Source organism: Streptomyces collinus Tu 365 (assembly GCF_000444875.1).
GTDB lineage: Bacteria > Actinomycetota > Actinomycetes > Streptomycetales > Streptomycetaceae > Streptomyces > Streptomyces collinus_A.
Genome location: NC_021985.1, coordinates 1,863,236 through 1,885,025, shown reverse-complemented (window position 1 = coordinate 1,885,025; position 21,790 = coordinate 1,863,236). Strand labels below are relative to the sequence as shown.

General features: G+C 72.0%; 22 protein-coding genes and 2 tRNA genes. 18 read left to right on the top strand and 6 right to left on the bottom strand.

Features of this window, described 5'->3' with window-relative positions:
* Positions 1-55 precede the first annotated feature (55 nt).
* Both B446_RS07865 and B446_RS07860 read right to left on the bottom strand, forming a co-directional pair.
* On the bottom strand, positions 56-616 hold the full coding sequence (locus tag B446_RS07865; protein WP_020938890.1) for a CGNR zinc finger domain-containing protein: 561 nt from the start codon (positions 614-616) through the stop codon (positions 56-58).
* A 288-nt stretch (positions 617-904) separates the two neighbouring features.
* Positions 905-1,318 carry an SsgA family sporulation/cell division regulator gene (locus B446_RS07860; RefSeq protein WP_004002642.1) on the bottom strand — a complete coding sequence of 138 codons (414 nt, stop codon included), beginning with the start codon at positions 1,316-1,318 and terminating at the stop codon, positions 905-907.
* A 191-nt stretch (positions 1,319-1,509) separates the two neighbouring features.
* Between B446_RS07860 and B446_RS07855 the strand changes: the two genes are divergently transcribed.
* The 4 genes from B446_RS07855 to B446_RS07840 all read left to right on the top strand — a co-directional run bounded on the left by B446_RS07855 (position 1,510) and on the right by B446_RS07840 (position 3,031).
* The gene (locus tag B446_RS07855; protein ID WP_020938889.1) at positions 1,510-1,932 is read left to right on the top strand and encodes a TIGR02611 family protein; all 423 of its coding nucleotides are present in this window, start codon (positions 1,510-1,512) and stop codon (positions 1,930-1,932) included.
* 73 nt (positions 1,933-2,005) lie between these two features.
* Positions 2,006-2,077 (top strand) — tRNA-Val (locus tag B446_RS07850).
* Positions 2,078-2,473: 396 nt separating this feature from the next.
* Positions 2,474-2,920 carry an SRPBCC family protein gene (locus B446_RS07845; protein WP_020938888.1) on the top strand — a complete coding sequence of 149 codons (447 nt, stop codon included), beginning with the start codon at positions 2,474-2,476 and terminating at the stop codon, positions 2,918-2,920.
* Between the two features lie 39 nt (positions 2,921-2,959).
* A tRNA-Val gene (locus B446_RS07840) sits at positions 2,960-3,031 on the top strand.
* 67 nt (positions 3,032-3,098) lie between these two features.
* On the opposite strand, the gene B446_RS07835 is transcribed toward B446_RS07840, so the two are convergent.
* Complete coding sequence (locus B446_RS07835; protein ID WP_020938887.1) at positions 3,099-3,824, bottom strand: 3'-5' exonuclease; 726 nt, start codon at positions 3,822-3,824, stop codon at positions 3,099-3,101.
* Between the two features lie 168 nt (positions 3,825-3,992).
* On the opposite strand from B446_RS07835, the gene B446_RS07830 reads away from it, so the two are divergent.
* The 3 genes from B446_RS07830 to thrS all read left to right on the top strand — a co-directional run bounded on the left by B446_RS07830 (position 3,993) and on the right by thrS (position 7,872).
* On the top strand, positions 3,993-4,559 hold the full coding sequence (locus tag B446_RS07830; RefSeq protein WP_020938886.1) for a DUF4365 domain-containing protein: 567 nt from the start codon (positions 3,993-3,995) through the stop codon (positions 4,557-4,559).
* The gene (locus B446_RS07825) at positions 4,556-5,803 is read left to right on the top strand and encodes a hypothetical protein (protein ID WP_020938885.1); all 1,248 of its coding nucleotides are present in this window, start codon (positions 4,556-4,558) and stop codon (positions 5,801-5,803) included. Before B446_RS07830 ends, B446_RS07825 begins: the two co-directional genes overlap by 4 nt.
* 92 nt (positions 5,804-5,895) lie before the next feature.
* Positions 5,896-7,872, top strand: a complete 1,977-nt coding sequence (thrS, locus tag B446_RS07820) for a threonine--tRNA ligase (protein WP_020938884.1) — start codon at positions 5,896-5,898, stop codon at positions 7,870-7,872.
* Between the two features lie 28 nt (positions 7,873-7,900).
* Here the strand turns inward: thrS and B446_RS07815 are convergent, their stop codons facing one another.
* Positions 7,901-8,560, bottom strand: coding sequence for a potassium channel family protein (locus B446_RS07815; protein ID WP_020938883.1), 660 nt, complete (start codon positions 8,558-8,560; stop codon positions 7,901-7,903).
* A 67-nt stretch (positions 8,561-8,627) separates the two neighbouring features.
* On the opposite strand from B446_RS07815, the gene B446_RS07810 reads away from it, so the two are divergent.
* Positions 8,628-9,188 (top strand): HIT family protein, encoded by a 561-nt coding sequence (locus B446_RS07810; protein WP_043475007.1) that lies wholly within the window; start codon positions 8,628-8,630, stop codon positions 9,186-9,188.
* 69 nt (positions 9,189-9,257) lie between these two features.
* Here the strand turns inward: B446_RS07810 and B446_RS07805 are convergent, their stop codons facing one another.
* Positions 9,258-10,904, bottom strand: a complete 1,647-nt coding sequence (locus tag B446_RS07805) for a membrane protein (RefSeq protein ID WP_043475004.1) — start codon at positions 10,902-10,904, stop codon at positions 9,258-9,260.
* 237 nt (positions 10,905-11,141) lie between these two features.
* Positions 11,142-13,337, bottom strand: a complete 2,196-nt coding sequence (locus B446_RS07800) for an elongation factor G-like protein EF-G2 (protein WP_043475001.1) — start codon at positions 13,335-13,337, stop codon at positions 11,142-11,144.
* 250 nt (positions 13,338-13,587) lie between these two features.
* On the opposite strand from B446_RS07800, the gene pgsA reads away from it, so the two are divergent.
* From pgsA to ruvB, 10 genes are all read left to right on the top strand, one after another.
* Positions 13,588-14,316: a phosphatidylinositol phosphate synthase gene (gene pgsA / locus B446_RS07795; protein ID WP_020938879.1), complete on the top strand. Its 729-nt coding sequence runs from the start codon at positions 13,588-13,590 to the stop codon at positions 14,314-14,316.
* Positions 14,313-15,221 (top strand): phosphatidylinositol mannoside acyltransferase, encoded by a 909-nt coding sequence (locus B446_RS07790; protein WP_020938878.1) that lies wholly within the window; start codon positions 14,313-14,315, stop codon positions 15,219-15,221. The genes pgsA and B446_RS07790 overlap by 4 nt, the downstream gene beginning before the upstream one ends.
* Positions 15,218-16,378 carry a glycosyltransferase family 4 protein gene (locus B446_RS07785; RefSeq protein WP_020938877.1) on the top strand — a complete coding sequence of 387 codons (1,161 nt, stop codon included), beginning with the start codon at positions 15,218-15,220 and terminating at the stop codon, positions 16,376-16,378. The genes B446_RS07790 and B446_RS07785 overlap by 4 nt, the downstream gene beginning before the upstream one ends.
* A gap of 26 nt (positions 16,379-16,404) precedes the next feature.
* Positions 16,405-16,947, top strand: a complete 543-nt coding sequence (locus tag B446_RS07780) for a hypothetical protein (protein ID WP_020938876.1) — start codon at positions 16,405-16,407, stop codon at positions 16,945-16,947.
* A 114-nt stretch (positions 16,948-17,061) separates the two neighbouring features.
* Positions 17,062-17,967 (top strand): pyridoxal 5'-phosphate synthase lyase subunit PdxS, encoded by a 906-nt coding sequence (gene pdxS, locus B446_RS07775; protein ID WP_020938875.1) that lies wholly within the window; start codon positions 17,062-17,064, stop codon positions 17,965-17,967.
* A gap of 13 nt (positions 17,968-17,980) precedes the next feature.
* Positions 17,981-18,586, top strand: a complete 606-nt coding sequence (gene pdxT / locus B446_RS07770) for a pyridoxal 5'-phosphate synthase glutaminase subunit PdxT (RefSeq protein WP_020938874.1) — start codon at positions 17,981-17,983, stop codon at positions 18,584-18,586.
* A 48-nt stretch (positions 18,587-18,634) separates the two neighbouring features.
* Complete coding sequence (locus tag B446_RS07765; protein WP_020938873.1) at positions 18,635-19,387, top strand: YebC/PmpR family DNA-binding transcriptional regulator; 753 nt, start codon at positions 18,635-18,637, stop codon at positions 19,385-19,387.
* A gap of 147 nt (positions 19,388-19,534) precedes the next feature.
* A complete protein-coding gene (gene ruvC / locus B446_RS07760; protein WP_020938872.1) occupies positions 19,535-20,074 on the top strand; it encodes a crossover junction endodeoxyribonuclease RuvC in 540 nt (179 codons plus the stop codon).
* Positions 20,071-20,676 carry a Holliday junction branch migration protein RuvA gene (ruvA, locus tag B446_RS07755; RefSeq protein WP_020938871.1) on the top strand — a complete coding sequence of 202 codons (606 nt, stop codon included), beginning with the start codon at positions 20,071-20,073 and terminating at the stop codon, positions 20,674-20,676. Before ruvC ends, ruvA begins: the two co-directional genes overlap by 4 nt.
* 25 nt (positions 20,677-20,701) lie before the next feature.
* On the top strand, positions 20,702-21,769 hold the full coding sequence (gene ruvB / locus B446_RS07750) for a Holliday junction branch migration DNA helicase RuvB (protein WP_020938870.1): 1,068 nt from the start codon (positions 20,702-20,704) through the stop codon (positions 21,767-21,769).
* Positions 21,770-21,790: the final 21 nt, after the last annotated feature.

Here is a 21,790-nt window from a genome sequence, read left to right as displayed (position 1 = left end):
GTCCGTCCCGGCGCCACCCGCCGGGACCGGCGTCGCCCCGCGCGCCGCCCGTGGATCAGCCCGCGGCTTCCTTGCGCCGCGCCCGGTAGGCGGCCACGTGCAGCCGGTTCCCGCAGGTACGGCTGTCGCAGTAGCGGCGTGAGCGGTTGCGGGATAGGTCGACGAAGGCGCGCCGGCAGTCCGGTGCCTCGCAGCGCCGCAGCCGCTCCTCCTCCCCGGCCACCACGAAGAAGGCCAGCGCCATCCCGCAGTCGGCGGCGAGGTGGTCGGCCACGGAGGCGCCCGGCGCGAAGTAGTGCACGTGCCAGTCGTAGCCGTCGTGGTTCGTGAGCCGGGGGGTGGTGCCCGCCGCGGCGACCAGCTCGTTGATCATCCCGGCGGCGGCGCGGGCCTCCGTGGCGGCGAAGATCCCGGCGAACCTGCCCCGGACCTTGCGCACCGCGGACAGGTCGAACTCCGACAGCACGCCGACGTCGCTGATCTCGTGGCTTCGCACGAAATCGGCGAGAGCCGCGACGTCCGGCAGTCCGTCCGCCGCGGCGTCGTCCTCCGGCGCGGTGTTCACCAGATCCACCACGGTGTCCAGCGCGCACCGGGTGTCGTGGGTGATCAGCACGTTTCGCTCCCTGGCCTGGGGGTCGGGCGGGCGCCCGCCGATGCTGGCCGATGGTAGCGACAACCGCGCCCACCGCACCTGGTTCCGTTCATCGACGATCGCCGGTACAACGCCTCCGTGGCCCCGCGGGTTCCCGGGGCCCGGCCGCCGCCCGGGCCGGTCGCGCAACAGGCCGGCGCCGTCTCGTGGACACCCACGGTGACGGCGCTTGCCCGTGCCTATGCGGTTGTCTTGGCCCGAGCCGTCTCCCCGAGTGGACGGCGCCGGGCGGCTCAGTGGTGCCGCGGCCTAACTCTCCGCCAGGATGTGTGAGAGCTCCTGATCAAGATCGAAGTGACGGTGCTCCGTGCCGGGGGGCACGGCGGCGTCCGTCCGCTTCAGGAAGGACTCCAGAGCCCGCGCAGGGGCCTCGAGCAGTGCTTCCCCCTCCGGGGAGCTCAAGGCGATGCACACGACGCCCTGGCCATGACTGCGGGATGGCCAGACGCGGACGTCGCCGGTGCCGGTGGGCCGGTGAAGCCCCTCGGCGAGGAGGTCGCGGGCGAACACCCACTCGACGGTCTCCTCGGCTCCGGTGTGGAAGGTGGCGTGCACGGCGTAGGGGTCGGCCGTGTCGTACCGCAGGCCTGCGGGGACAGGCAGGGAGGACTCGCTCGACACAACGAGGCGCAGGTGCAGCTCGCAGCTGACCGTGGTGTTCATAAGCGCCAGGGCCTTTCGCTCAGTGTGCGCTCGGGGATTCGCACGTCGGCGAAATCGACATGCCACCTACGGTGCCGTTGTAAACCCCTCTGAGGGTTTTGCGTGTGTTTACGTAACTCTTCCGGCCGAGAACTCGGACGAGGTCTACACCCATTCCGGTGGCCTGATTCACTCCGGTAGGGTTTGTCTGCATGAATACGGGGAGTGACGAGTCGGGGCCGGCCGCGACGGATTCCGGGCAGGGGCTGGGCTCCCGCGCGCCCGAGTACGTCAAGGCCCGCCGGGCCCTGCACCTCAGCTGGCAGGTCGGCGTCTTCGTGGTCGGCCTGGCGGTCGTCGGGGCCGGCATCGTGATGCTGCCGCTGCCCGGACCCGGCTGGGTCGTGATCTTCGGCGGCATGGCGATCTGGGCGACCGAGTTCGTCTGGGCCCAGCTCGTGCTGCGCTGGACCAAGCGCAAGGTGACCGAGGCGGCCCAGCGGGCGCTCGACCCCGAGGTGCGGCGCCGCAACATCGCCCTTACCGTGGTCGGCCTCGTGATCGTCGCCGCGCTCGTCGCGGTCTACCTGTGGAAGTTCGGCGTCGTGATGCCGTGGAAGATCAAGGACCAGTGATCCGGCGCCCGGCCCCGGTGCGGCCCATGGTCGGGGGCACCCCCTGACATGGGGTAATGTTCTTCCTGCGCCCGGGCGATTAGCTCAGTGGGAGAGCGCTTCGTTCACACCGAAGAGGTCACTGGTTCGAACCCAGTATCGCCCACCCGGACCGACGGCCCATCCGCCACAGCGGATGGGCCGTCGTCGTGTCCGGGCGGACGCGACCTTGATCGCCGGAGGATGAAGGTGACGGTCCGTTACCTCCGGCGGGAGTGCCGAGGCGCGGGCCGGGAAGATCGACCGGGCCCTCGTGCCCGTCGGGAAGAAGTGTGCGGAGATGTTCCGGATCAGGGCGGCCGGCGAATTCCCCGGACGTTTTCCAATAGGCCGTCACATTCCCTCGGAAGTACGACAAGCGGGAATTCCTGGTGGGGCGAGCGCCGTCGCACGGGCGGCGGCGCTCGCCCCCGCAGTGTGCCCCGCCGCACGGCGGGCCGCATGAGTACCCGTACTCAGGGGACCCCGGGCCCGCCCCGGTGCGGCCGGGCACACTCGGCCCATGGACTGGAACCACTACCGCTTCCACAGCCGGTGGCCCCTGCCCGCCCCGCCCGCCGCGGTCTACGCGGCGCTGGAGCGGCCCGAGGACTACCCCGCCTGGTGGCCGCAGGTGCGCACGGTGACGCGGCTGGACGACGAGACCGGAGTGCTCACCATCCGCTCCGCACTGCCGTACGCCATGACCCTCACCGCCCGCACCACCCGCCGCGACCCGGCCGCCGGCGTCCTGGCGGTCGGCCTGTCCGGGGACATCGAGGGCTGGGCGCGCTGGACGGTCACCGCCGAGGGCCCCGGCACACTCGCCCGCTACGACCAGGAGGTCGACGTACGCAAGCCGCTGCTCCGGCTGCTGGCCGTACCGGGACGGCCCGTCTTCCGCGCCAACCACCGGCTGATGATGCGGGCCGGACGGCGCGGACTGCTGCGGCACCTGCGAGCGGTTTGAACGAAGGGCGCCGGGACCTGTATTGTTCAGTGCGTTCCCGGGCGATTAGCTCAGTGGGAGAGCGCTTCGTTCACACCGAAGAGGTCACTGGTTCGAACCCAGTATCGCCCACCGGGACAGAGCCGGTCCGCAGCACGCGGACCGGCTCTTCCGCTTCTCCGTGTCCGGCGCACGGCCCTCACGCCGCCGCGGGCAGCTCCGGCCGCAGCGGCCACTCCGTGCTGACGATCTCCTCCGAGCCGCTGCGCGCGAACCACGCCTGCAGCCCCCGCGCCTGCGCCGCGTGCCAGTTCGCCTGGAGCGTGTGCAACTCGGCGGGGGACAGCCGCTCCAGACGGGTCGCGAACCGCCGGCCCAGCGCCCGGACGACCTCCATGGCGGCCAGCGCGTCCGCCGCCGCGTCGTGCGCGCCCTCCAGCGTCACGCCGTAGTGCGCGCACAGGTCGGTCAGTGTGCGCCGGCCCTTGCGGTAGCGGTCCAGATGCTTGTCCAGGACCCGCGGGTCCAGCACCCGCAGCGGCGCCCGCTCGAACCAGCGGTCCAGCGACGAGGCCCGGTGCCGGCGCAACTCCCGGTCCAGCAGCGTCATGTCGAAGGGCGCGTTCATCACCACCAGCGGGCGCCCCATCGCCGCGTGCTCGGCGAGCTGCTCGGCTATCTCGTACATCACCGGCGCCGGCCAGCGCCCGTGGTGCTGCAGGTGCTCGTCCGTCAGTCCGTGCACCGCCGTCGCCGCCTCAGGCACCGCCACGCCCGGATTCACCAGCCAGCGCGTGATCCGCGGCCGGGTGCCCGGCGCGTCCTGGACGACGACGGCGGCCGACACGATCCGGTCGGTCTCGACGTCCACGCCCGTCGTCTCCGTGTCGAAGGCCGCCAGCGGCCCCTCGTACCAGGTCGTCATCCCCACACAACTCCTCGTTCACCCAAGGCAGGTGACGTTCCGTCTTCTGCCTGTTTGGTGATACCCGGGCCGTTTGCGCCGTACGCCGGACGGAGACAACAGGAGTACGGGTCTTTGCAGTTCAGCGGCCCGCTACGGGGAAACTCATGGCTCGGAAGGCTGTTGGTCATGGCCACTCTGCAGCCCGAGCGGGGCGGGCTGCTGCCCGAACGCACGGGCCCCCTTCGCGGCACACTCGCCACCACCGCCTGCATGGAGACACTGCAGGTCGGCTATCTGCACGCGGTCGCCGCGGCCGCGGGCTGCTCGCTGTCCCAGCCCTTCCCGGACAACGGCATCGACTGGCACGTCAGCCACAGCGCGCCCGCGCACACCGTCGACGACGAGGTCACCATCAAGGTGCAGCTCAAGTGCACCTACCAGATCGCGCCGAACCCGCCGGGCCCCTTCTTCTCCTTCACGCTGGACAACGACCACCTGCGCAAACTCGCCCGCACACCCGTCACGGTGCACAAGATCCTGGTCGTCATGCTCGTCCCGCGCTCCCAGGACGACTGGCTGCGCGCCGGCCACGACCGGCTGGACCTCAGGCACTGCTGCTACTGGGTCAACCTGGCCGGCCACCCGGTCACCGGCCGGCACCGGACCACCGTGCGGATACCGACCGCGCGGGTCTTCGACGACCGGGCGCTGTGCGAGATCATGACGCGGGTCGGGACGGGAGGCAGACCATGATCCGTCCGTACGACGAGCCCGGCCGCCAGGTCCGGCCGCACCCCGACGACCTCGCCTGGCACCGGCCGCCCGAGCCCGCCGACGTCGACCCCGCCGTGCTCGGCGCCCTGCTGCACCGGCACGGCTGGCAGCGGCGCGGCGGAGCGCCCGGCCGCTACGGCCGCTGGACCCCGCCGGGACCCGGCGTCGGCGCCACCAGCCTGCTGGTGCCCGAGAGCCGGGCCTTCCCCGACAGCGACGACCTGCTCGGCGAGGCCCTCGACGCCCTCGCCCGCAGCGCCACCCCCGCCGCCCGCGAAGTGCTGATCTCCCTCACCGTGCCCAGCGACGAGATCCGCTGGTGGCGGGACGTGCCCGACGGCCCCGCGGGCGCCGCCGCCTGGACGGCCGACGAGCATCTGCGCACCGCGGCCCGTGGCATGCTGCTCGCCGCCGCGCTCGCCACCCGCGCCCGGACCGGCTACCACGGCGCCCGGCACCGCGGGCCCGCCGCCGCGCTCCTGGAGCACGTCCTCGTGAGTCCCGCCGCCGAAGGCCGCCGGCTCACCGCGTTCGTGCCGGTGCCCACCGGCCGCGCGCTCGCCGTCCGCCTCCACCAGGCCCTGTACGCGACCCGCGAGGCCATCGACTACCAGCGGGCCACCGGCGGCATGGACGCCTTCGACGGCGCCGTGGCCGCGGGCGTCAGCCGCGAGCTGACCGAGGCGCTGACCGCGCTCGTCCGCGGTACCGAGGGCGCGCGCGTCGCCGTCGCCTGGGCACCGGGTCCCGGCGTGCCCGACGGCTGTGCCACCACCGCCGAACCCGTCGAGTTCTCACCCGGCGACCTGCCCGCGCTGCACGCCGCCGGGCTGCGCTACCTGCGGGGCGAGCCCTCCGTGCCGGTGCGGATCACCGGCGCCGTGGTCCGCCTGCGCCGCTCAGGGCCGCGCGGCGCCGGCACCGTACGGCTCCGGGTGCTCGCCGGGGCCGAGGTCCCGCACCTGCGCGTCACCCTCGACGAGGAGGACTACCGCGTCGCCGGGCACGCCCACCTCGTCGGCCTCCCCGTGCGGGTCCAGGGCCTGCTGGAGCGCCGGGGCGGCTTCCGCAGGCTCACCGGCGCCCGCGGGGTCGTCCCCGTGGAGGTGGACGACGCCGAGCGGGACCGGCTGATGAAGTCCCTCCAGGAGAGCCCCGGCTGGTTCGAGGAGGCGTGCGGCGAGGGGGATGCGGACGCGTACGGGGACGGGGACCGGGCGTAACCGTTTCGCGGTCCGAGCGGTCGGGTCGGTACGATCGCCTGTGCGCGCGCTCCTGGTATGGCGCCGCACCCACCTTCAGTCAGGAGAGACCGGTGTCAGACGTCCGTGTGATCATCCAACGCGATTCCGAGCGGGAAGAACGCGTGGTGACGACGGGCACTACGGCCGCCGACCTCTTCGCCGGCGAGCGCTCGATCATCGCCGCGCGCGTGGCCGGTGAGCTGCGGGACCTCAGCCACGAGCTGTCCGACGGCGACGAGGTCGAGGGCGTCGAGATCTCCTCCGAGGACGGTCTCGGCATCCTCCGCCACTCCACCGCGCACGTCATGGCGCAGGCCGTGCAGGAGCTGTTCCCCGAGGCCAAGCTGGGCATCGGCCCGCCCGTCAAGGACGGCTTCTACTACGACTTCGACGTCGAGAAGCCCTTCCACCCCGATGACCTCAAGGCCATCGAGAAGAAGATGCAGGAGATCCAGAAGCGCGGGCAGAAGTTCGCCCGCCGCGTGGTCACCGACGAGGCCGCCCGCGAGGAGCTGGCCGACGAGCCGTACAAGCTGGAGCTGATCGGCCTCAAGGGCTCCGCGTCCCACGACGACGGCGCGGACGTCGAGGTCGGCGCCGGCGAGCTGACGATCTACGACAACCTGGACGCCAAGACCGGCGAGCTGTGCTGGAAGGACCTCTGCCGCGGTCCGCACCTGCCCTCGACCCGCCTCATCCCGGCGTTCAAGCTGATGCGCAACGCGGCCGCCTACTGGCGCGGCAGCGAGAAGAACCCCATGCTCCAGCGCATCTACGGCACCGCGTGGCCGTCCAAGGACGAGCTGAAGGCGTACCTCGACTTCCTCGCCGAGGCCGAGAAGCGCGACCACCGCAAGCTCGGCTCCGAGCTGGACCTCTTCTCGATCCCCGAGCAGATCGGCTCCGGCCTCGCCGTCTTCCACCCCAAGGGCGGCATCGTCCGCCGCGTGATGGAGGACTACTCGCGCCGCCGGCACGAGGAGGAGGGCTACGAGTTCGTCTACACCCCGCACGCGACCAAGGGGAAGCTCTTCGAGACCTCGGGTCACCTGGACTGGTACGCCGACGGCATGTACCCGCCCATGCAGCTCGACGAGGGCGTGGACTACTACCTCAAGCCCATGAACTGCCCGATGCACAACCTGATCTTCGACGCGCGCGGTCGCTCGTACCGTGAACTGCCGCTGCGCCTCTTCGAGTTCGGGACCGTGTACCGGTACGAGAAGTCGGGTGTCGTGCACGGCCTGACCCGGGCCCGCGGCTTCACCCAGGACGACGCGCACATCTACTGCACCCGTGAGCAGATGTCCGAGGAGCTGGACAAGACGCTCACCTTCGTCCTCGGCCTGCTGCGCGACTACGGCCTGACCGACTTCTACCTGGAGCTGTCCACCAAGGACCCGGAGAAGTTCGTCGGCTCCGACGAGGTCTGGGAGGAGGCGACCGAGACCCTGCGCCAGGTCGCCGAGAAGCAGGGCCTGCCCCTGGTCCCGGACCCGGGCGGCGCCGCCTTCTACGGCCCGAAGATCTCCGTCCAGACCAAGGACGCGATCGGGCGTACCTGGCAGATGTCGACCATCCAGCTCGACTTCAACCTGCCCGAGCGGTTCGACCTCGAGTACACCGGCCCCGACGGCTCCAAGCAGCGCCCGGTCATGATCCACCGCGCGCTGTTCGGCTCCATCGAGCGGTTCTTCGCCGTGCTCCTCGAGCACTACGCGGGCGCGTTCCCGGCGTGGCTGGCCCCGGTCCAGGCGCTCGGCATCCCGATCGGCGACGGGCACGTGGAGTACCTGGAGAAGTTCGCCGCGGCGGCCCGCAGGAAGGGGCTGCGCGTCGAGGTGGACTCCTCGTCGGACCGTATGCAGAAGAAGATCCGCAACGCCCAGAAGCAGAAGGTGCCCTTCATGGTCATCGCGGGCGACGAGGACATGTCGAACAACTCGGTGTCCTTCCGCTACCGCGACGGCTCGCAGGAGAACGGCATCCCGTTCGACGAGGCCATCGCCAAGATCGCGAAGGTCGTGGAGGAGCGGGCGCAGATCTGACCCGCCGTGCGCGCGAGGCCCCCGGGGATCATCTCCTCGGGGGCCTTTCGTCGCCCTCGCGCGTGAAGACCTGCATCAGCCAGGACGAGAACGAACCCGTCACCGCGCCGAGCAGCCCCAGGCCGCAGGCCATCATGCCGATCGCGATCGCCCGGCCGCCCGCGGTCACCGGGACGACGTCCCCGTAGCCCACGGTGCTCAGGGTCGCGGCGGCCCACCACACGGCGTCGCCGAACGTCAGGATGGTCGCGCCGGGCGCCCCGCGCTCCTGCTGGAAGACCGCGAGCGCGCCGGAGAAGCCGAGCAGCAGGGTCGAGATGCTGGTGTAGGACATCACCCGGGCGTACAGCGACAGCCTCGGCTCTCCCTGCCGGCGCTGGACCACCTCGTAGAGCGGGACGATCCTCAGCGGTCGCAGCAGCGGCAGCACGACCACGACCGAGTGCAGCACGTGCGTGGTGACGAAGCGCAGGAAGCGCAGCCCGCTGAGCCGCCAGCGCACCAGGTAGTCCACCACGAACACCAGCCACAGGGTGCCCATCACGGCCCAGCAGAGGTCCTGCACGTTCGACGGCAGACCCACGGCGAGCACCCGGATCGCATAGACGGCGGTGAAGGCCAGTGACGCCACGAACAGGGGGATCTCGGTGCGCTGCTCCCAACGGGCCGCGGGGCTGTCGTCGTCCACCGGCCAAGCTTGGCCGGTCGCCGCCGTCGCGCCGCCCCGGCGACACGCCGCGAACGGGCGAAGCCATATGCTGCCTTGCATGACGAGTGAGCCGGAACAGCAGATCGGAGTGGGGACGCAGGACGCGTTCCAGCGCCTGTGGACTCCCCACCGGATGGCCTACATCCAGGGCGAGAACAAGCCGACCGGGCCGGGGTCCGGCGACGGCTGCCCCTTCTGCTCGATCCCGGCCAAGTCCGACGAGGACGGGCTGATCGTCCGCCGCGGCGAGCACGTGTACGCCGTCCTCAACCTCTACCCGTACAACGGCGGCCACCTGATGACGGTGCCCTACCGGCACGTCGCCGACTACACCGAGCTGACCGGGCCGGAGACCGCCGAACTGGCCGAGCTGACCAAGCAGGCGATGACGGCCCTGCGCACCGCCTCCGGCGCGCAGGGGTTCAACATCGGCATGAACCAGGGCGCGGTGGCCGGCGCCGGCATCGCGGCCCACCTGCACCAGCACATCGTCCCCCGCTGGGGAGGCGACACCAACTTCATGCCGGTGGTCGGGCACACACGCGTCCTGCCGCAGCTCCTGGCCGACACCAGGAAGATGCTGGCGGAAGCCTGGCCGACCGCCTGACCTTCCTTCTTCACGGGGCCGGGGGGCGGCCGCCCCCGGCCCCGGTCCCGTGACCGACCGACCGCGGGCTCACGCGTCGTACAGGTCGGCCTTCCGCGGCGAGGCGTCCTGGACCAGGCCGCTGAGGACGGACGAGCGGTTGCCGAACTTCTCGATGTTCACGCCGTTCTCCTCCAGGACCCGCAGCGCGGCCGAGTGCACCACGCGCAGCACCGGCGTGGCCGCGCGCAGGGCGTCGTCGGCCATGAAGCGGTGCCGCCAGGGCTGGTCGGCCCAGGCGTGCCGCAGACCGAACGGCTCCGGCAGCACGAGTGAGCCGCCGAGCCACTTCTGCAGCGGCGGGTACCAGCCCAGCGGGGCGCGCGCGGCGAGCCGTACGACCTCGTCGGCGGTGACCAGCGGCAGCTTCACCGTCCGGGTCTCCCAGGGCTTGAAGGACTTGGAGACCTCCTTGGCCGGGGCCTCCGGCTTGGAGGTGAACAGCGGGTTCACCGGTCCCAGGGCGTGTCCGGTCACCTCGATGCGCAGCGTCTCGTGCAGCACGGTCACCGTGATCAGCATGGTGATGACCAGCTGCCCGTCCCACAGGGTCCACTGCACGCCGAGGTAGTGCCGGTCGCCGCTGCCGAACTGCTGCTTGTTGCAGATCTCCTGTATCGCGTGCTGCTTGATCTGGAACGCGTCGACGTCCGTGCCCCCCGGGCGGGCGACCGCCGTCGCCTTCTCACCGATCGGCGTGACGATCCAGTGCCGTATCGAGGGCCGCGGGAAACCGCCGGTGTTCAGCGGGCCCCGCTCCAGCATGCGGAGCTGGTCGTGGATCGCGCGGACGACGTCCCAGCTGCGGAAGGGGTGGATCTCCCGGGCGGGGTCGGCGGGCACCAGGTCCTCGGCGAGCTGCCAGGCGCCCCAGCGGGTGCCCATGCCGAGTATGCCCTTGGGCCCGGCGTAGAAGACCGAGTTCGACTGCTGCTCGGCGCTCAGCCGGGCCAGCGACTGGCGCAGCTGCTCGGCGGCGGTCTCGCCGGGGCCGCGCGGCACCGCCTCGGGGACCTTGGCGCCGACGCTGCTGCCCGAGAGCAGTCCGTCCCAGCGGGCCCGCAGGTCGTTCGCCGTCCGCTCGCAGATCCGCTTCGCCCAGAACCAGCCGAGCACCGGGACGACGACGCATCCGCGTGCGTACCACCCCCAGAATCCGCTGAACGGCATCTTCAGCAGGAACAGGGCGGCGAGTATGCCGACACCGGTGAGCAGGGTGGTGGCGATCGCCCCGGCCCGCTTGTCCTCACGCCGGGCGACGAAGGTGCGCAGCTGGAAGACGAGCAGCCAGACGAGGAACCCCGGCAGGAAGATCAGTCCGCACAGCGCCACCACGGTGGACAGCCGGTTGTCGCGCTCACGGCGGATGTTGTTCGCCGCCAGGCAGTGCTCCACGACTACCTGGGGCTCGGCGCCGAAGGACTGGATCAGCGGCTTGCGGCCGGGCCCGAGCATGCGGTCCACGACGGCGCGGGAGAAAGCCTCACCGAGATTCGGCCGGACCAGCTTCCAGCGGCCGGCCTTGACCGTGGTCTGGTGCCAGTCGTTGTCGGTCTTCTTGATGTCCTCGACCACGTTGTCCCGGTAGGCCGCCGAGGCCAGCGCGAAGGTCGCCGCCTGTCCCTCGTCGCCGGACACGGGCACCTGCGGTCCGTCCCACTCCGTTCCAACCGACATTCCCGCCCCCATCGCCGCCGGTGTCGCTCCTGCGGACTTCCCGACTTCTCCGCTCCGCACACCTGTCGCCCGGTCCGTCGTACCGTCGACGCACCGGGACGGCACGGTTTCGGCACCACGTGATCAGGTGATCAGCGTATCCGCAGCAACTGACACCGCGTCGGCGGACGGCCGAAGCCGCCCGCCGGCGCACGGGGCGCACCGGGTGGTGAACCCCGTCTCTCCCGTGCCCCCGGCCTAGGACTCGCCCGCCTGCTCGCGGATCCGTTCGGCGATCTGCGGCGGCATCGGTTCGTGCCGGGCGTAGGCGCGGTCGAAGCGCGCGGTGCCGTGCGACAGGGAGCGCAGGTCGATCGCGTAGCGGCCGATCTCGAACTCGGGCACCTCGGCCCGGACCAGGGTCCGCCCGGCGCCCACCTGTTCGGTGCCGACCACCCGGCCGCGCCTGCTCGACAGGTCGCTCATGACCGGGCCCACGTAGTCGTCCGGTACCAGCACCGTCACCTCGGCCACCGGCTCCAGCAGATGGATCCGCGTCTCGGCCGCGGCCTCGCGCAGCGCCAGCGCGCCCGCCGTCTGGAAGGCCGCGTCGGAGGAGTCCACCGAGTGCGCCTTGCCGTCGAGCAGCGTGATCCGCACGTCCACCAGCGGATAGCCGGCGGCCACCCCCTTGGCCGCCTGCGCGCGTACGCCCTTCTCCACCGACGGGATGAACTGGCGCGGCACCGCACCGCCGACCACCTTGTCGACGAACTCGATGCCCGAGCCGCCCGGCAGCGGCTCCACCTCGATCTCGCAGATGGCGTACTGCCCGTGGCCGCCGGACTGCTTCACGTGCCGGCCGCGCCCGGCGGCCTTCGTCGCGAACGTCTCCCGCAGCGACACCTTGTGCGGCACCACGTCGACCTGGACGCCGTAGCGGCTGCGCAGCCGCTCCAGGGCGACGTCCGCGTGGGCCTCGCCCAGGCACCACAGGACCACTTGGTGGGTGTCCTGGTTCTGCTCCAGGCGCATCGTCGGATCCTCGGCGACCAGCCGGGACAGCCCTTGCGAGAGCTTGTCCTCGTCCGCCTTGCTGTGTGCCTGGATGGCGAGCGGCAGCAGCGGGTCGGGCATCTGCCAGGGCTCCATCAGGAGCGGGTCGTCCTTGGCCGAGAGCGTGTCCCCGGTCTCCGCGCGGCCGAGCTTGGCCACGCACACCAGGTCGCCGGCGACCGCGTGGGTGACCGGGCGCTGCTGCTTGCCGAAGGACATGGACAGGGCGCCGATCTTCTCGTCGACGTCGTGGTCCTCGTGGCCGCGGTCGGCCATGCCGTGCCCGGAGACGTGCACCGTCTCGTCGGGGCGCAGGCTGCCGGAGAAGACGCGGACCAGGGAGACGCGGCCGACGTACGGGTCGGAGGAGGTCTTCACGACCTCGGCGACCAGCGGGCCCTGCGTGTCGCAGCCCTTCAGCTCGCGCGGCCTGCCGTCGATCGTGGTGACCCCGGGCATGGGGTGCTCGAACGGGGTCGGGAAGCCGCCGGTGATCAGTTCCAGCAGTTCGACGGTGCCGAGGCCCTGCCGGCCGCCGTCGGCGGCGGGGGCCGCCGCGAGGACGGGGAAGAAGGTGCCGCGCGCGACGGCCCGCTCCAGGTCGTCGATCAGCGTCTTGAGCTCGATCCGCTCACCGCCCAGGTAGCGGTCCATGAGGGTCTCGTCCTCGCTCTCGGCGATGATCCCCTCGATCAGCCGGTTGCGGGCGTCCTCGATGTCCGGGAGCTGGTCCTCGCCGGGTTCGGACTCCTTGCGCTCCCCGGCCGAGTAGTCGAAGACCTTCTGCGTGAGCAGCCCGACGAGGCCGGTCACGGGCGCGTGCCCGTCGGGGCCCTCCGGGCCGCGCAGCGGCAGGTACAGCGGGAGCACGGCGTCGGGGTCGTCGGCGCCGAAGGCCTCGGCGCACACCCGGGTCATCTCCTCGAAGTCCGCGCGCGCGGCCTCCAGGTGCGTGACGACGATCGCGCGGGGCATGCCGACGGCCTGGCACTCCTCCCAGACCATGCGGGTGGAGCCGTCCACGCCGTCCGCGGCGGAGACGACGAAGAGGGCCGCGTCCGCCGCGCGCAGACCGGCCCTCAGCTCCCCGACGAAGTCGGCGTACCCGGGGGTGTCGAGGAGGTTGATCTTGATGTCGTCCCAGCCCACCGGCACCAGGGAGAGCTGTACGGAGCGTTGCTGCCGGTGCTCGATGTCGTCGTAGTCGGAGACGGTGCCGCCGTCCTCCACGCGGCCCGCCCGGTTCACGGCCCCCGCGGTCAGCGCGAGAGCCTCCACCAAGGTCGTCTTGCCCGAACCGGAGTGGCCGACCAGCACCACATTCCGTACGGACGCGGGGTGGTCGGCCGTCAGAGCCCTGCCGGCGGCCCCGGGGTGTGATTGCGCCTTGTCGCCCATGATCCTGCCTCCCGTGGACGGTGAGGTCACTGTGGGCGCGGACACGCGGCACCGCGTGCACTGGCGGCTCCGGCGACGCCCGCGGTCCTTCGAGCTTTCCACTCCCGTCACGTCGCGTCCATACGAACGACGTCGCCCGGCACCGCGGCGGGCCGATCGCGCCACGCGCACCCCGTGCGCGCCGGCCCGCACCGGATCGCGCCACCGGCTGCGGGTGCCCGCCCGTCACGCACGCGCGCGCGTGGCTACGATGGGCCAGCCGGAGGCCATCAGGGCCGCGGCGACACCGACCCTCGGGAAGGCCATGCTGAACAAGTACGCGCGTGCATTCTTCACGCGTGTCCTCACACCGTTCGCCGCGTTTCTCATCCGCCGGGGCGTCAGCCCCGACACGGTCACGCTCATCGGCACGGCCGGTGTGGTCGCGGGCGCGCTGGTCTTCTACCCCAGGGGCGAGTTCTTCTGGGGCACGGTCGTCATCACGCTGTTCGTCTTCTCGGACCTGGTCGACGGCAACATGGCCCGCCAGCTCGGCCGTTCCAGCCGCTGGGGCGCGTTCCTCGACTCGACCCTCGACCGGGTCGCCGACGGAGCGATCTTCGGCGGCTTCGCGCTGTGGTACGCGGGCAACGGCGACGACAACGCGCTGTGCGCCGTCTCCATCTTCTGCCTGGCGAGCGGACAGGTGGTGTCCTACACCAAGGCGCGCGGCGAGTCGATCGGGCTGCCGGTGGCCGTCAACGGGCTCGTCGAGCGCGCCGAGCGGCTGGTGATCTCGCTGGTCGCCGCCGGTTTCGCGGGCCTGCACAAGTTCGGGGTGCCGGGCATCCAGTGGCTGCTGCCGGTCGCCCTGTGGATCGTCGCCGTGGGCAGCCTGGTCACGCTGGTCCAGCGGGTGGTCACCGTGCGCCGCGAGTCCGCCGAGGCGGAGGCGGCCGCGCGCGAGGACGCGGCCCGGGGGAGCGGGGCCTCGACGTGAGCGCCGCCGACCGGCTCAGCGACACGCTCTACGGAGTCGGCTGGGGCACCGTGAAGAGGCTCCCCGAACCGGTCGCGGTCCGCCTCGGCCGCACCATCGCCGACCTCGCCTGGAAGCAGCGCGGCAAGGGCGTGCTGCGGCTGGAGGCCAACTACGCGCGCGTGGTGCCCGACGCGACGCCCGAGCGCCTGCGCGCCCTCTCGCGCGCGGGCATGCGGTCGTACCTGCGCTACTGGATGGAGTCCTTCCGGCTCCCCGCCTGGAGCGCCGAGCGGGTGCGCACGGGCTTCGACCCCAAGGACATCCACCGCCTCACCGACGGCCTGGCCTCCGGGCAGGGCGTGATACTCGCCCTGCCGCACCTGGCCAACTGGGACCTGGCCGGCGCCTGGGTCACCACCAAGCTGCGGACGCCGTTCACCACGGTCGCCGAACGGCTGAGGCCCGAGACCCTGTACGACCGCTTCGTCGCCTACCGCGAGGGCCTCGGCATGGAGGTGCTGCCGCACAGCGGCGGCTCCGCCTTCGGCACCCTGGCCCGACGGCTGCGCGACGGCGGCCTGGTCTGCCTGGTGGCCGACCGCGACCTGTCGGCCTCCGGCGTGGAGGTCGACTTCTTCGGCGAGAAGGCCCGGATGCCCGCCGGCCCGGCCCTGCTCGCCCAGCAGACCGGCGCCCTGCTGCTGCCGGTCACCCTCTGGTACGACGACTCGCCCGTCATGAAGGGCCAGGTGCACCCGGCGATCGAGGTGCCCGGATCAGGTACCCGGGCCGAGAAGACGTCCGTCATGACACAGGCGCTGGCGGACGCCTTCGCCACCGGGATCGCCGACCATCCGGAGGACTGGCACATGCTCCAGCGGCTGTGGCTCGCCGACCTCGACCCCGCGAAGGGACCCTCGTGAGAATCGGGATCGTCTGCCCGTACTCCTGGGACGTGCCCGGTGGCGTCCAGTTCCACATCCGTGACCTGGCCGAGTACTTCATCCGCCTCGGCCACGAGGTATCCGTCCTCGCGCCCGCGGACGACGACACCCCGCTGCCGCCCTACGTCGTGTCGGCCGGGCGCGCGGTGCCGGTGCCGTACAACGGCTCGGTGGCCCGGCTGAACTTCGGCTTCCTGTCGGCCGCCCGGGTACGGCGCTGGCTGCACGAGGGCGGGTTCGACGTGGTCCACATCCACGAGCCGACGTCGCCCTCGCTCGGCCTGCTCACCTGCTGGGCGGCCTCCGGCCCGATCGTGGCCACCTTCCACACCTCCAACCCCCGCTCCCGCGCCATGATCGCCGCGTACGCGATCCTCCAGGCCGCGCTGGAGAAGATCAGCGCGCGGATCGCGGTCAGCGAGTACGCCCGGCGCACGCTGGTCGAGCACCTGGGCGGCGACGCGGTCGTCATCCCCAACGGCGTCGACGTCGACTTCTTCGCCAAGGCCGAGCCGCGCCCCGAGTGGCAGGGCGAGACGCTCGGCTTCATCGGCCGTATCGACGAGCCCCGCAAGGGGCTCCCGGTCCTGATGAGGGCCCTGCCGAAGATCCTCGCCGCCCGCCCGGGCGCCCGGCTGCTGGTCGCGGGACGCGGCGACGAGGAGGCGGCCGTCGAGGACCTGCCGAAGGAGCTGCGCTCCCGCGTCGAGTTCCTCGGCATGGTCAGCGACGAGGACAAGGCCCGCTTCCTGCGCAGCGTCGACCTGTACGTGGCGCCCAACACCGGCGGCGAGAGCTTCGGCATCATCCTCGTCGAGGCCATGTCGGCCGGCGCCCCCGTGCTCGCCTCCGACCTGGACGCCTTCGTCCAGGTCCTCGACCAGGGCGCGGCCGGCGAGGTCTTCGCCAACGAGGACGCGGACGCCCTGGCCGAGGCGGCCGTCAGGCTCCTGGCGGACCCGGACCGGCGGGAGGAACTGCGCGAGCGGGGCAGCGCCCACGTCCGCCGCTTCGACTGGTCCACCGTCGGCGCGGACATCCTGTCGGTGTACGAGACGGTCACCACCGGCACGTCGGCGGTGGCCACCGACGACCGGACGGGCCTGCGGGCGCGGTTCGGCCTGGCCCGCGACTGACCGTGGCCCACCGATAGCCTTCGCCCGTGACCGCAACCCTCATCTGGATCCTCGTCGCGCTCGTCGCCGTCGGCCTGTACCTGAGCTGGACGGCCGGCCGGCTCGACCGGCTGCACGTGCGGATGGACGCCGCGCGGGCCGCGCTCGACGCGCAGTTGCTGCGCCGGGCCTCGGTGGCCCAGGAACTGGCGACCTCGGGCGTGCTGGACCCGGCCGCCTCGATCGTCCTCTACGAGGCGGCGCACGCCGCCCGGCAGGCCGAGGAGGAGCACCGGGAGGTCGCGGAGAGCGAGCTGAGCCAGGCCCTGCGCGCGGTCTTCGGGGACGCACGGCAGGTCGAGGCCGTGCGCGAGGCCCCGGGCGGCGAGGAGGCGGCCCGTGAGCTGGCCGAGGCCGTGCGCCGGGTCCCCATGGCCCGCCGCTTCCACAACGACGCCGTGGGCGCCGCCCGCAGGCTCCGGGAGCACCGCAAGGTCCGCTGGTTCCGGCTGGCCGGCCACGCCCCCTTCCCGCTGGCCGTCGAGATGGACGACGAGCCGCCCGCCGCCCTGGTCGAGCGCGTCGCCTGAGCCGCCCGCGGGCCAAAAGGATCCACCGGCTTGTCATTGGCCCTTGCTGTGGCCTGGTCCGCTCGCGTTACCTCGACGCTGCAGAAACTCTCAACCCCATCAGTGAGGTCACCCGTGTCCACCACCGAGAACCAGGCTCCCGAGACCGGCACCGCCCGTGTGAAGCGCGGCATGGCCGAGCAGCTCAAGAACGGCGTGATCATGGACGTCGTCACGCCGGAGCAGGCGAAGATCGCCGAGGACGCGGGCGCCGTCGCCGTCATGGCCCTGGAGCGGGTCCCGGCCGACATCCGCAAGGACGGCGGCGTGGCCCGCATGTCCGACCCGGACATGATCGAGGGCATCATCGACGCCGTCTCGATCCCGGTCATGGCCAAGTCCCGCATCGGCCACTTCGTCGAGGCCCAGGTGCTGCAGTCCCTCGGCGTCGACTACATCGACGAGTCCGAGGTCCTCACCCCGGCCGACGAGGTCAACCACTCCGACAAGTGGGCGTTCACCACCCCCTTCGTCTGCGGTGCCACCAACCTGGGCGAGGCCCTGCGCCGCATCGCCGAGGGCGCCGCCATGATCCGCTCCAAGGGCGAGGCCGGCACCGGCAACGTCGTCGAGGCCGTCCGCCACCTGCGCCAGATCAAGAACGAGATCGCCCGCCTGCGCGGCTACGACAACAACGAGCTGTACGCCGCCGCCAAGGAGCTGCGCGCCCCCTACGAGCTCGTCAAGGAGGTCGCCGAGCTGGGCAAGCTCCCGGTGGTCCTCTTCTCCGCCGGTGGCGTCGCCACCCCGGCCGACGCCGCCCTGATGCGCCAGCTCGGCGCCGAGGGCGTGTTCGTCGGCTCCGGCATCTTCAAGTCCGGCGACCCGGCCAAGCGCGCCGCCGCCATCGTGAAGGCCACCGCCGCCTTCGACGACCCGAAGATCATCGCGGACGCGTCCCGCAACCTCGGCGAGGCCATGGTCGGCATCAACTGCGACACCCTTCCCGAGACCGAGCGCTACGCCAACCGCGGCTGGTAAGGCACCGAACCACATGAACACCCCCGTCATTGGCGTCCTGGCACTCCAGGGCGACGTACGGGAGCACCTCATCGCCCTGGCCGCGGCCGACGCCGTGGCCAGGCCGGTGCGGCGCCCCGAGGAACTCGCCGAGGTGGACGGTCTCGTCCTGCCCGGCGGCGAGTCGACCACCATCTCCAAGCTGGCCGTCATGTTCGGAGTGATGGAACCGCTCCGTGCGCGCGTGCGCGCGGGCATGCCCGTCTACGGCACCTGCGCGGGCATGATCATGCTCGCCGACAAGATCCTCGACCCCCGCTCGGGCCAGGAGACCGTCGGCGGCATCGACATGATCGTGCGCCGCAACGCCTTCGGCCGGCAGAACGAGTCCTTCGAGGCAGCGGTCGACGTCAAGGGCGTCGAGGGCCATCCTGTGGAGGGCGTCTTCATCCGCGCCCCCTGGGTCGAGTCCGTGGGTGCCGACGTCGAGGTGCTCGCCGAGCACAACGGCCACACCGTCGCGGTCCGCCAGGGCAACGTGCTCGCCACGTCGTTCCACCCGGAGCTGACCGGCGACCACCGCGTGCACTCGCTGTTCGTCGACATGGTGCGCGCCAACCGGACACCGGAGTCCTTGTAGGATCTCTGGAGTCGTTGCAGAGATGGGTTACGCGAAGGAGACAGGCAGATGTCCGGCCACTCTAAATGGGCCACGACGAAGCACAAGAAGGCCGTGATCGACGCCAAGCGCGGCAAGCTCTTCGCGAAGCTGATCAAGAACATCGAGGTCGCGGCGCGCATGGGCGGCGTGGACCTCGAAGGCAACCCGACGCTCTACGACGCCGTCCAGAAGGCCAAGAAGCAGTCGGTCCCGAACAAGAACATCGACTCCGCCATCAAGCGCGGCGGCGGTCTCGAGGCCGGTGGCGCGGACTACGAGACGATCATGTACGAGGGCTACGGCCCCAACGGTGTCGCGGTGCTCATCGAGTGCCTCACCGACAACCGCAACCGCGCCGCCTCCGACGTCCGGGTCGCCATGACCCGCAACGGCGGCAACATGGCGGACCCGGGCTCCGTGTCGTACATGTTCAGCCGCAAGGGCGTCGTCATCGTCCCCAAGGGCGAGCTGAGCGAGGACGACGTCCTCGGCGCCGTCCTGGACGCGGGCGCCGAGGAGGTCAACGACCTCGGTGAGACCTTCGAGGTCATCAGCGAGGCCACCGACCTGGTCGCGGTCCGCACCGCCCTCCAGGAGGCCGGCATCGACTACGACTCCGCCGACTCCAGCTTCGTGCCGTCCGTCCAGGTCGAACTGGACGAGGAGGGCGCCAAGAAGATCTTCAAGCTGATCGACGCGCTCGAGGACAGCGACGACGTGCAGAACGTCTTCGCCAACTTCGACGTCAGCGACGAGATCATGGAGAAGGTCGACGCGTAGTCGACGCGCAGCACCGCCGAAGGGCTGCACGGGTTCTCACGGGCCGACGGGACACCCCGTCGGCCCGTCGCCTTCCCGGCGCCGCTGCGGGGCGTTGTCGGTGGTACCCGATAGCCTGCGGGAACAGGCGGTCGAAGGGAGGGGCGCGTGCGCGTGATGGGGGTGGACCCCGGACTGACGCGGTGCGGTGTGGGCGTCGTCGAGGGGGTCGCGGGCCGGCCGCTGACCATGCTCGGGGTGGGCGTCGTCCGCACGCCCGCCGACGCCGACCTCAGCCTCCGGCTGCTCGCCGTCGAACAGGGCCTGGAGCAGTGGCTCGACGAGCACCGGCCGGAGTTCGTCGCCGTCGAGCGCGTCTTCAGCCAGCACAACGTCAGCACCGTCATGGGCACCGCCCAGGCCAGCGCCGTCGCGATGCTCTGCGCCGCGCGGCGCGGCATCCCGGTCGCCCTGCACACCCCCAGCGAGGTCAAGGCCGCCGTCACCGGCACAGGCCGCGCCGACAAGGCCCAGGTCGGCGCCATGGTCACCCGGCTGCTGCGGCTCAGCGCCCCGCCGAAGCCCGCCGACGCCGCCGACGCCCTCGCCCTCGCCATCTGCCACATCTGGCGCGCCCCCGCCCAGAACCGGCTCCAGCGGGCGGTCGCCCTGCACACCGCCCACGCAACGAAAGGCCGTACGGCATGATCGCCTTCGTCAGCGGCACGGTCGCCGCGCTCGCCCCCGACGCGGCGGTCGTCGAGGTCGGCGGCGTCGGCATGTCCGTCCAGTGCACGCCCGACACGCTCTCCACGCTGCGCGTCGGCCGGCCCGCCAAGCTGCACACCTCCCTGGTCGTCCGCGAGGACTCCCTGACCCTCTACGGCTTCGCCGACGACGACGCGCGCCAGGTCTTCGTCCTGCTCCAGACCGCGAGCGGCGTCGGCCCCCGGCTCGCCCAGGCGATGCTCGCCGTGCACACCCCGGACGCGCTGCGCCGCGCCGTCGCCACCGGTGACGAGAAGGCCCTCACCGCCGTCCCCGGCATCGGCAAGAAGGGCGCGCAGAAGCTGCTGCTGGAGCTGAAGGACCGGCTCGGCGCGCCCACCGGCGCCCCCGCGGTCGGCGCCCCGGTCACCCAGGGCTGGCGCGACCAGCTGCACGCCGCCCTCATCGGCCTGGGCTACGCCACCCGCGAGGCCGAGGAGGCCGTGGCGGCCGTGGCCCCGCAGGCCGAGGCCGCCGACGGCACGCCCCAGGTGGGCCAGTTGCTGAAGGCCGCGCTGCAGACCCTGAACCGAGCCCGCTGACCCCAACCCCTGTCGAGGCACATTCATGAACTGGGACGACACGTCCGACACCGCCGAGGAGCGGCTGGTGGGCTCGGTCGCCGACCGGGAGGACCAGGCCGTCGAGGCCGCCCTGCGGCCCAAGGACCTCGGCGAGTTCATCGGGCAGGAGAAGGTCCGCGAACAGCTCGACCTCGTGCTGCGCGCCGCACGCGCGCGCGGCGCCACCGCCGACCACGTGCTCCTCTCCGGCGCGCCCGGCCTGGGCAAGACCACCCTGTCGATGATCATCGCGGCCGAGATGGGCGCCCCCATCCGCATCACCTCGGGCCCCGCCATCCAGCACGCGGGCGACCTGGCGGCGATCCTCTCCTCCCTCCAGGAGGGTGAGGTCCTCTTCCTGGACGAGATCCACCGCATGTCCCGGCCCGCCGAGGAGATGCTGTACATGGCCATGGAGGACTTCCGGGTCGACGTCATCGTCGGCAAGGGCCCGGGCGCCACCGCCATCCCGCTCGAACTGCCGCCCTTCACCCTGGTCGGGGCCACCACGCGCGCCGGCCTGCTGCCGCCCCCGCTGCGCGACCGCTTCGGCTTCACCGCGCACATGGAGTTCTACGAGCCCACCGAGCTGGAACGGGTCGTGCACCGCTCGGCGCACCTGCTGGACGTCGAGATCGAGCCGGACGGCGCCGCCGAGATCGCCGGCCGCTCCCGCGGCACGCCCCGCATCGCCAACCGTCTGCTGCGCCGGGTGCGCGACTACGCCCAGGTCAAGGCGGACGGCCTGATCACCCGAGAGATCGCCGCGGCCGCCCTCGCCGTGTACGAGGTCGACGCGCGCGGCCTCGACCGCCTCGACCGGGCCGTCCTGGAGGCGCTGCTGAAACTGTTCGGCGGCGGTCCGGTCGGTCTGTCGACGCTGGCGGTCGCGGTGGGGGAGGAGCGCGAGACGGTCGAGGAGGTCGCCGAGCCCTTCCTGGTCCGGGAGGGTCTGCTCGCCCGTACGCCACGGGGCCGGGTCGGCACCCCGGCGGCCTGGGAGCACCTCGGTCTGACCCCGCCCCGCTCGTCGGCCGCGGGAAACGGACAAGGGGACCTGTTCGGGGCGTGAGGGCGGCGTGATGCGTTCGTG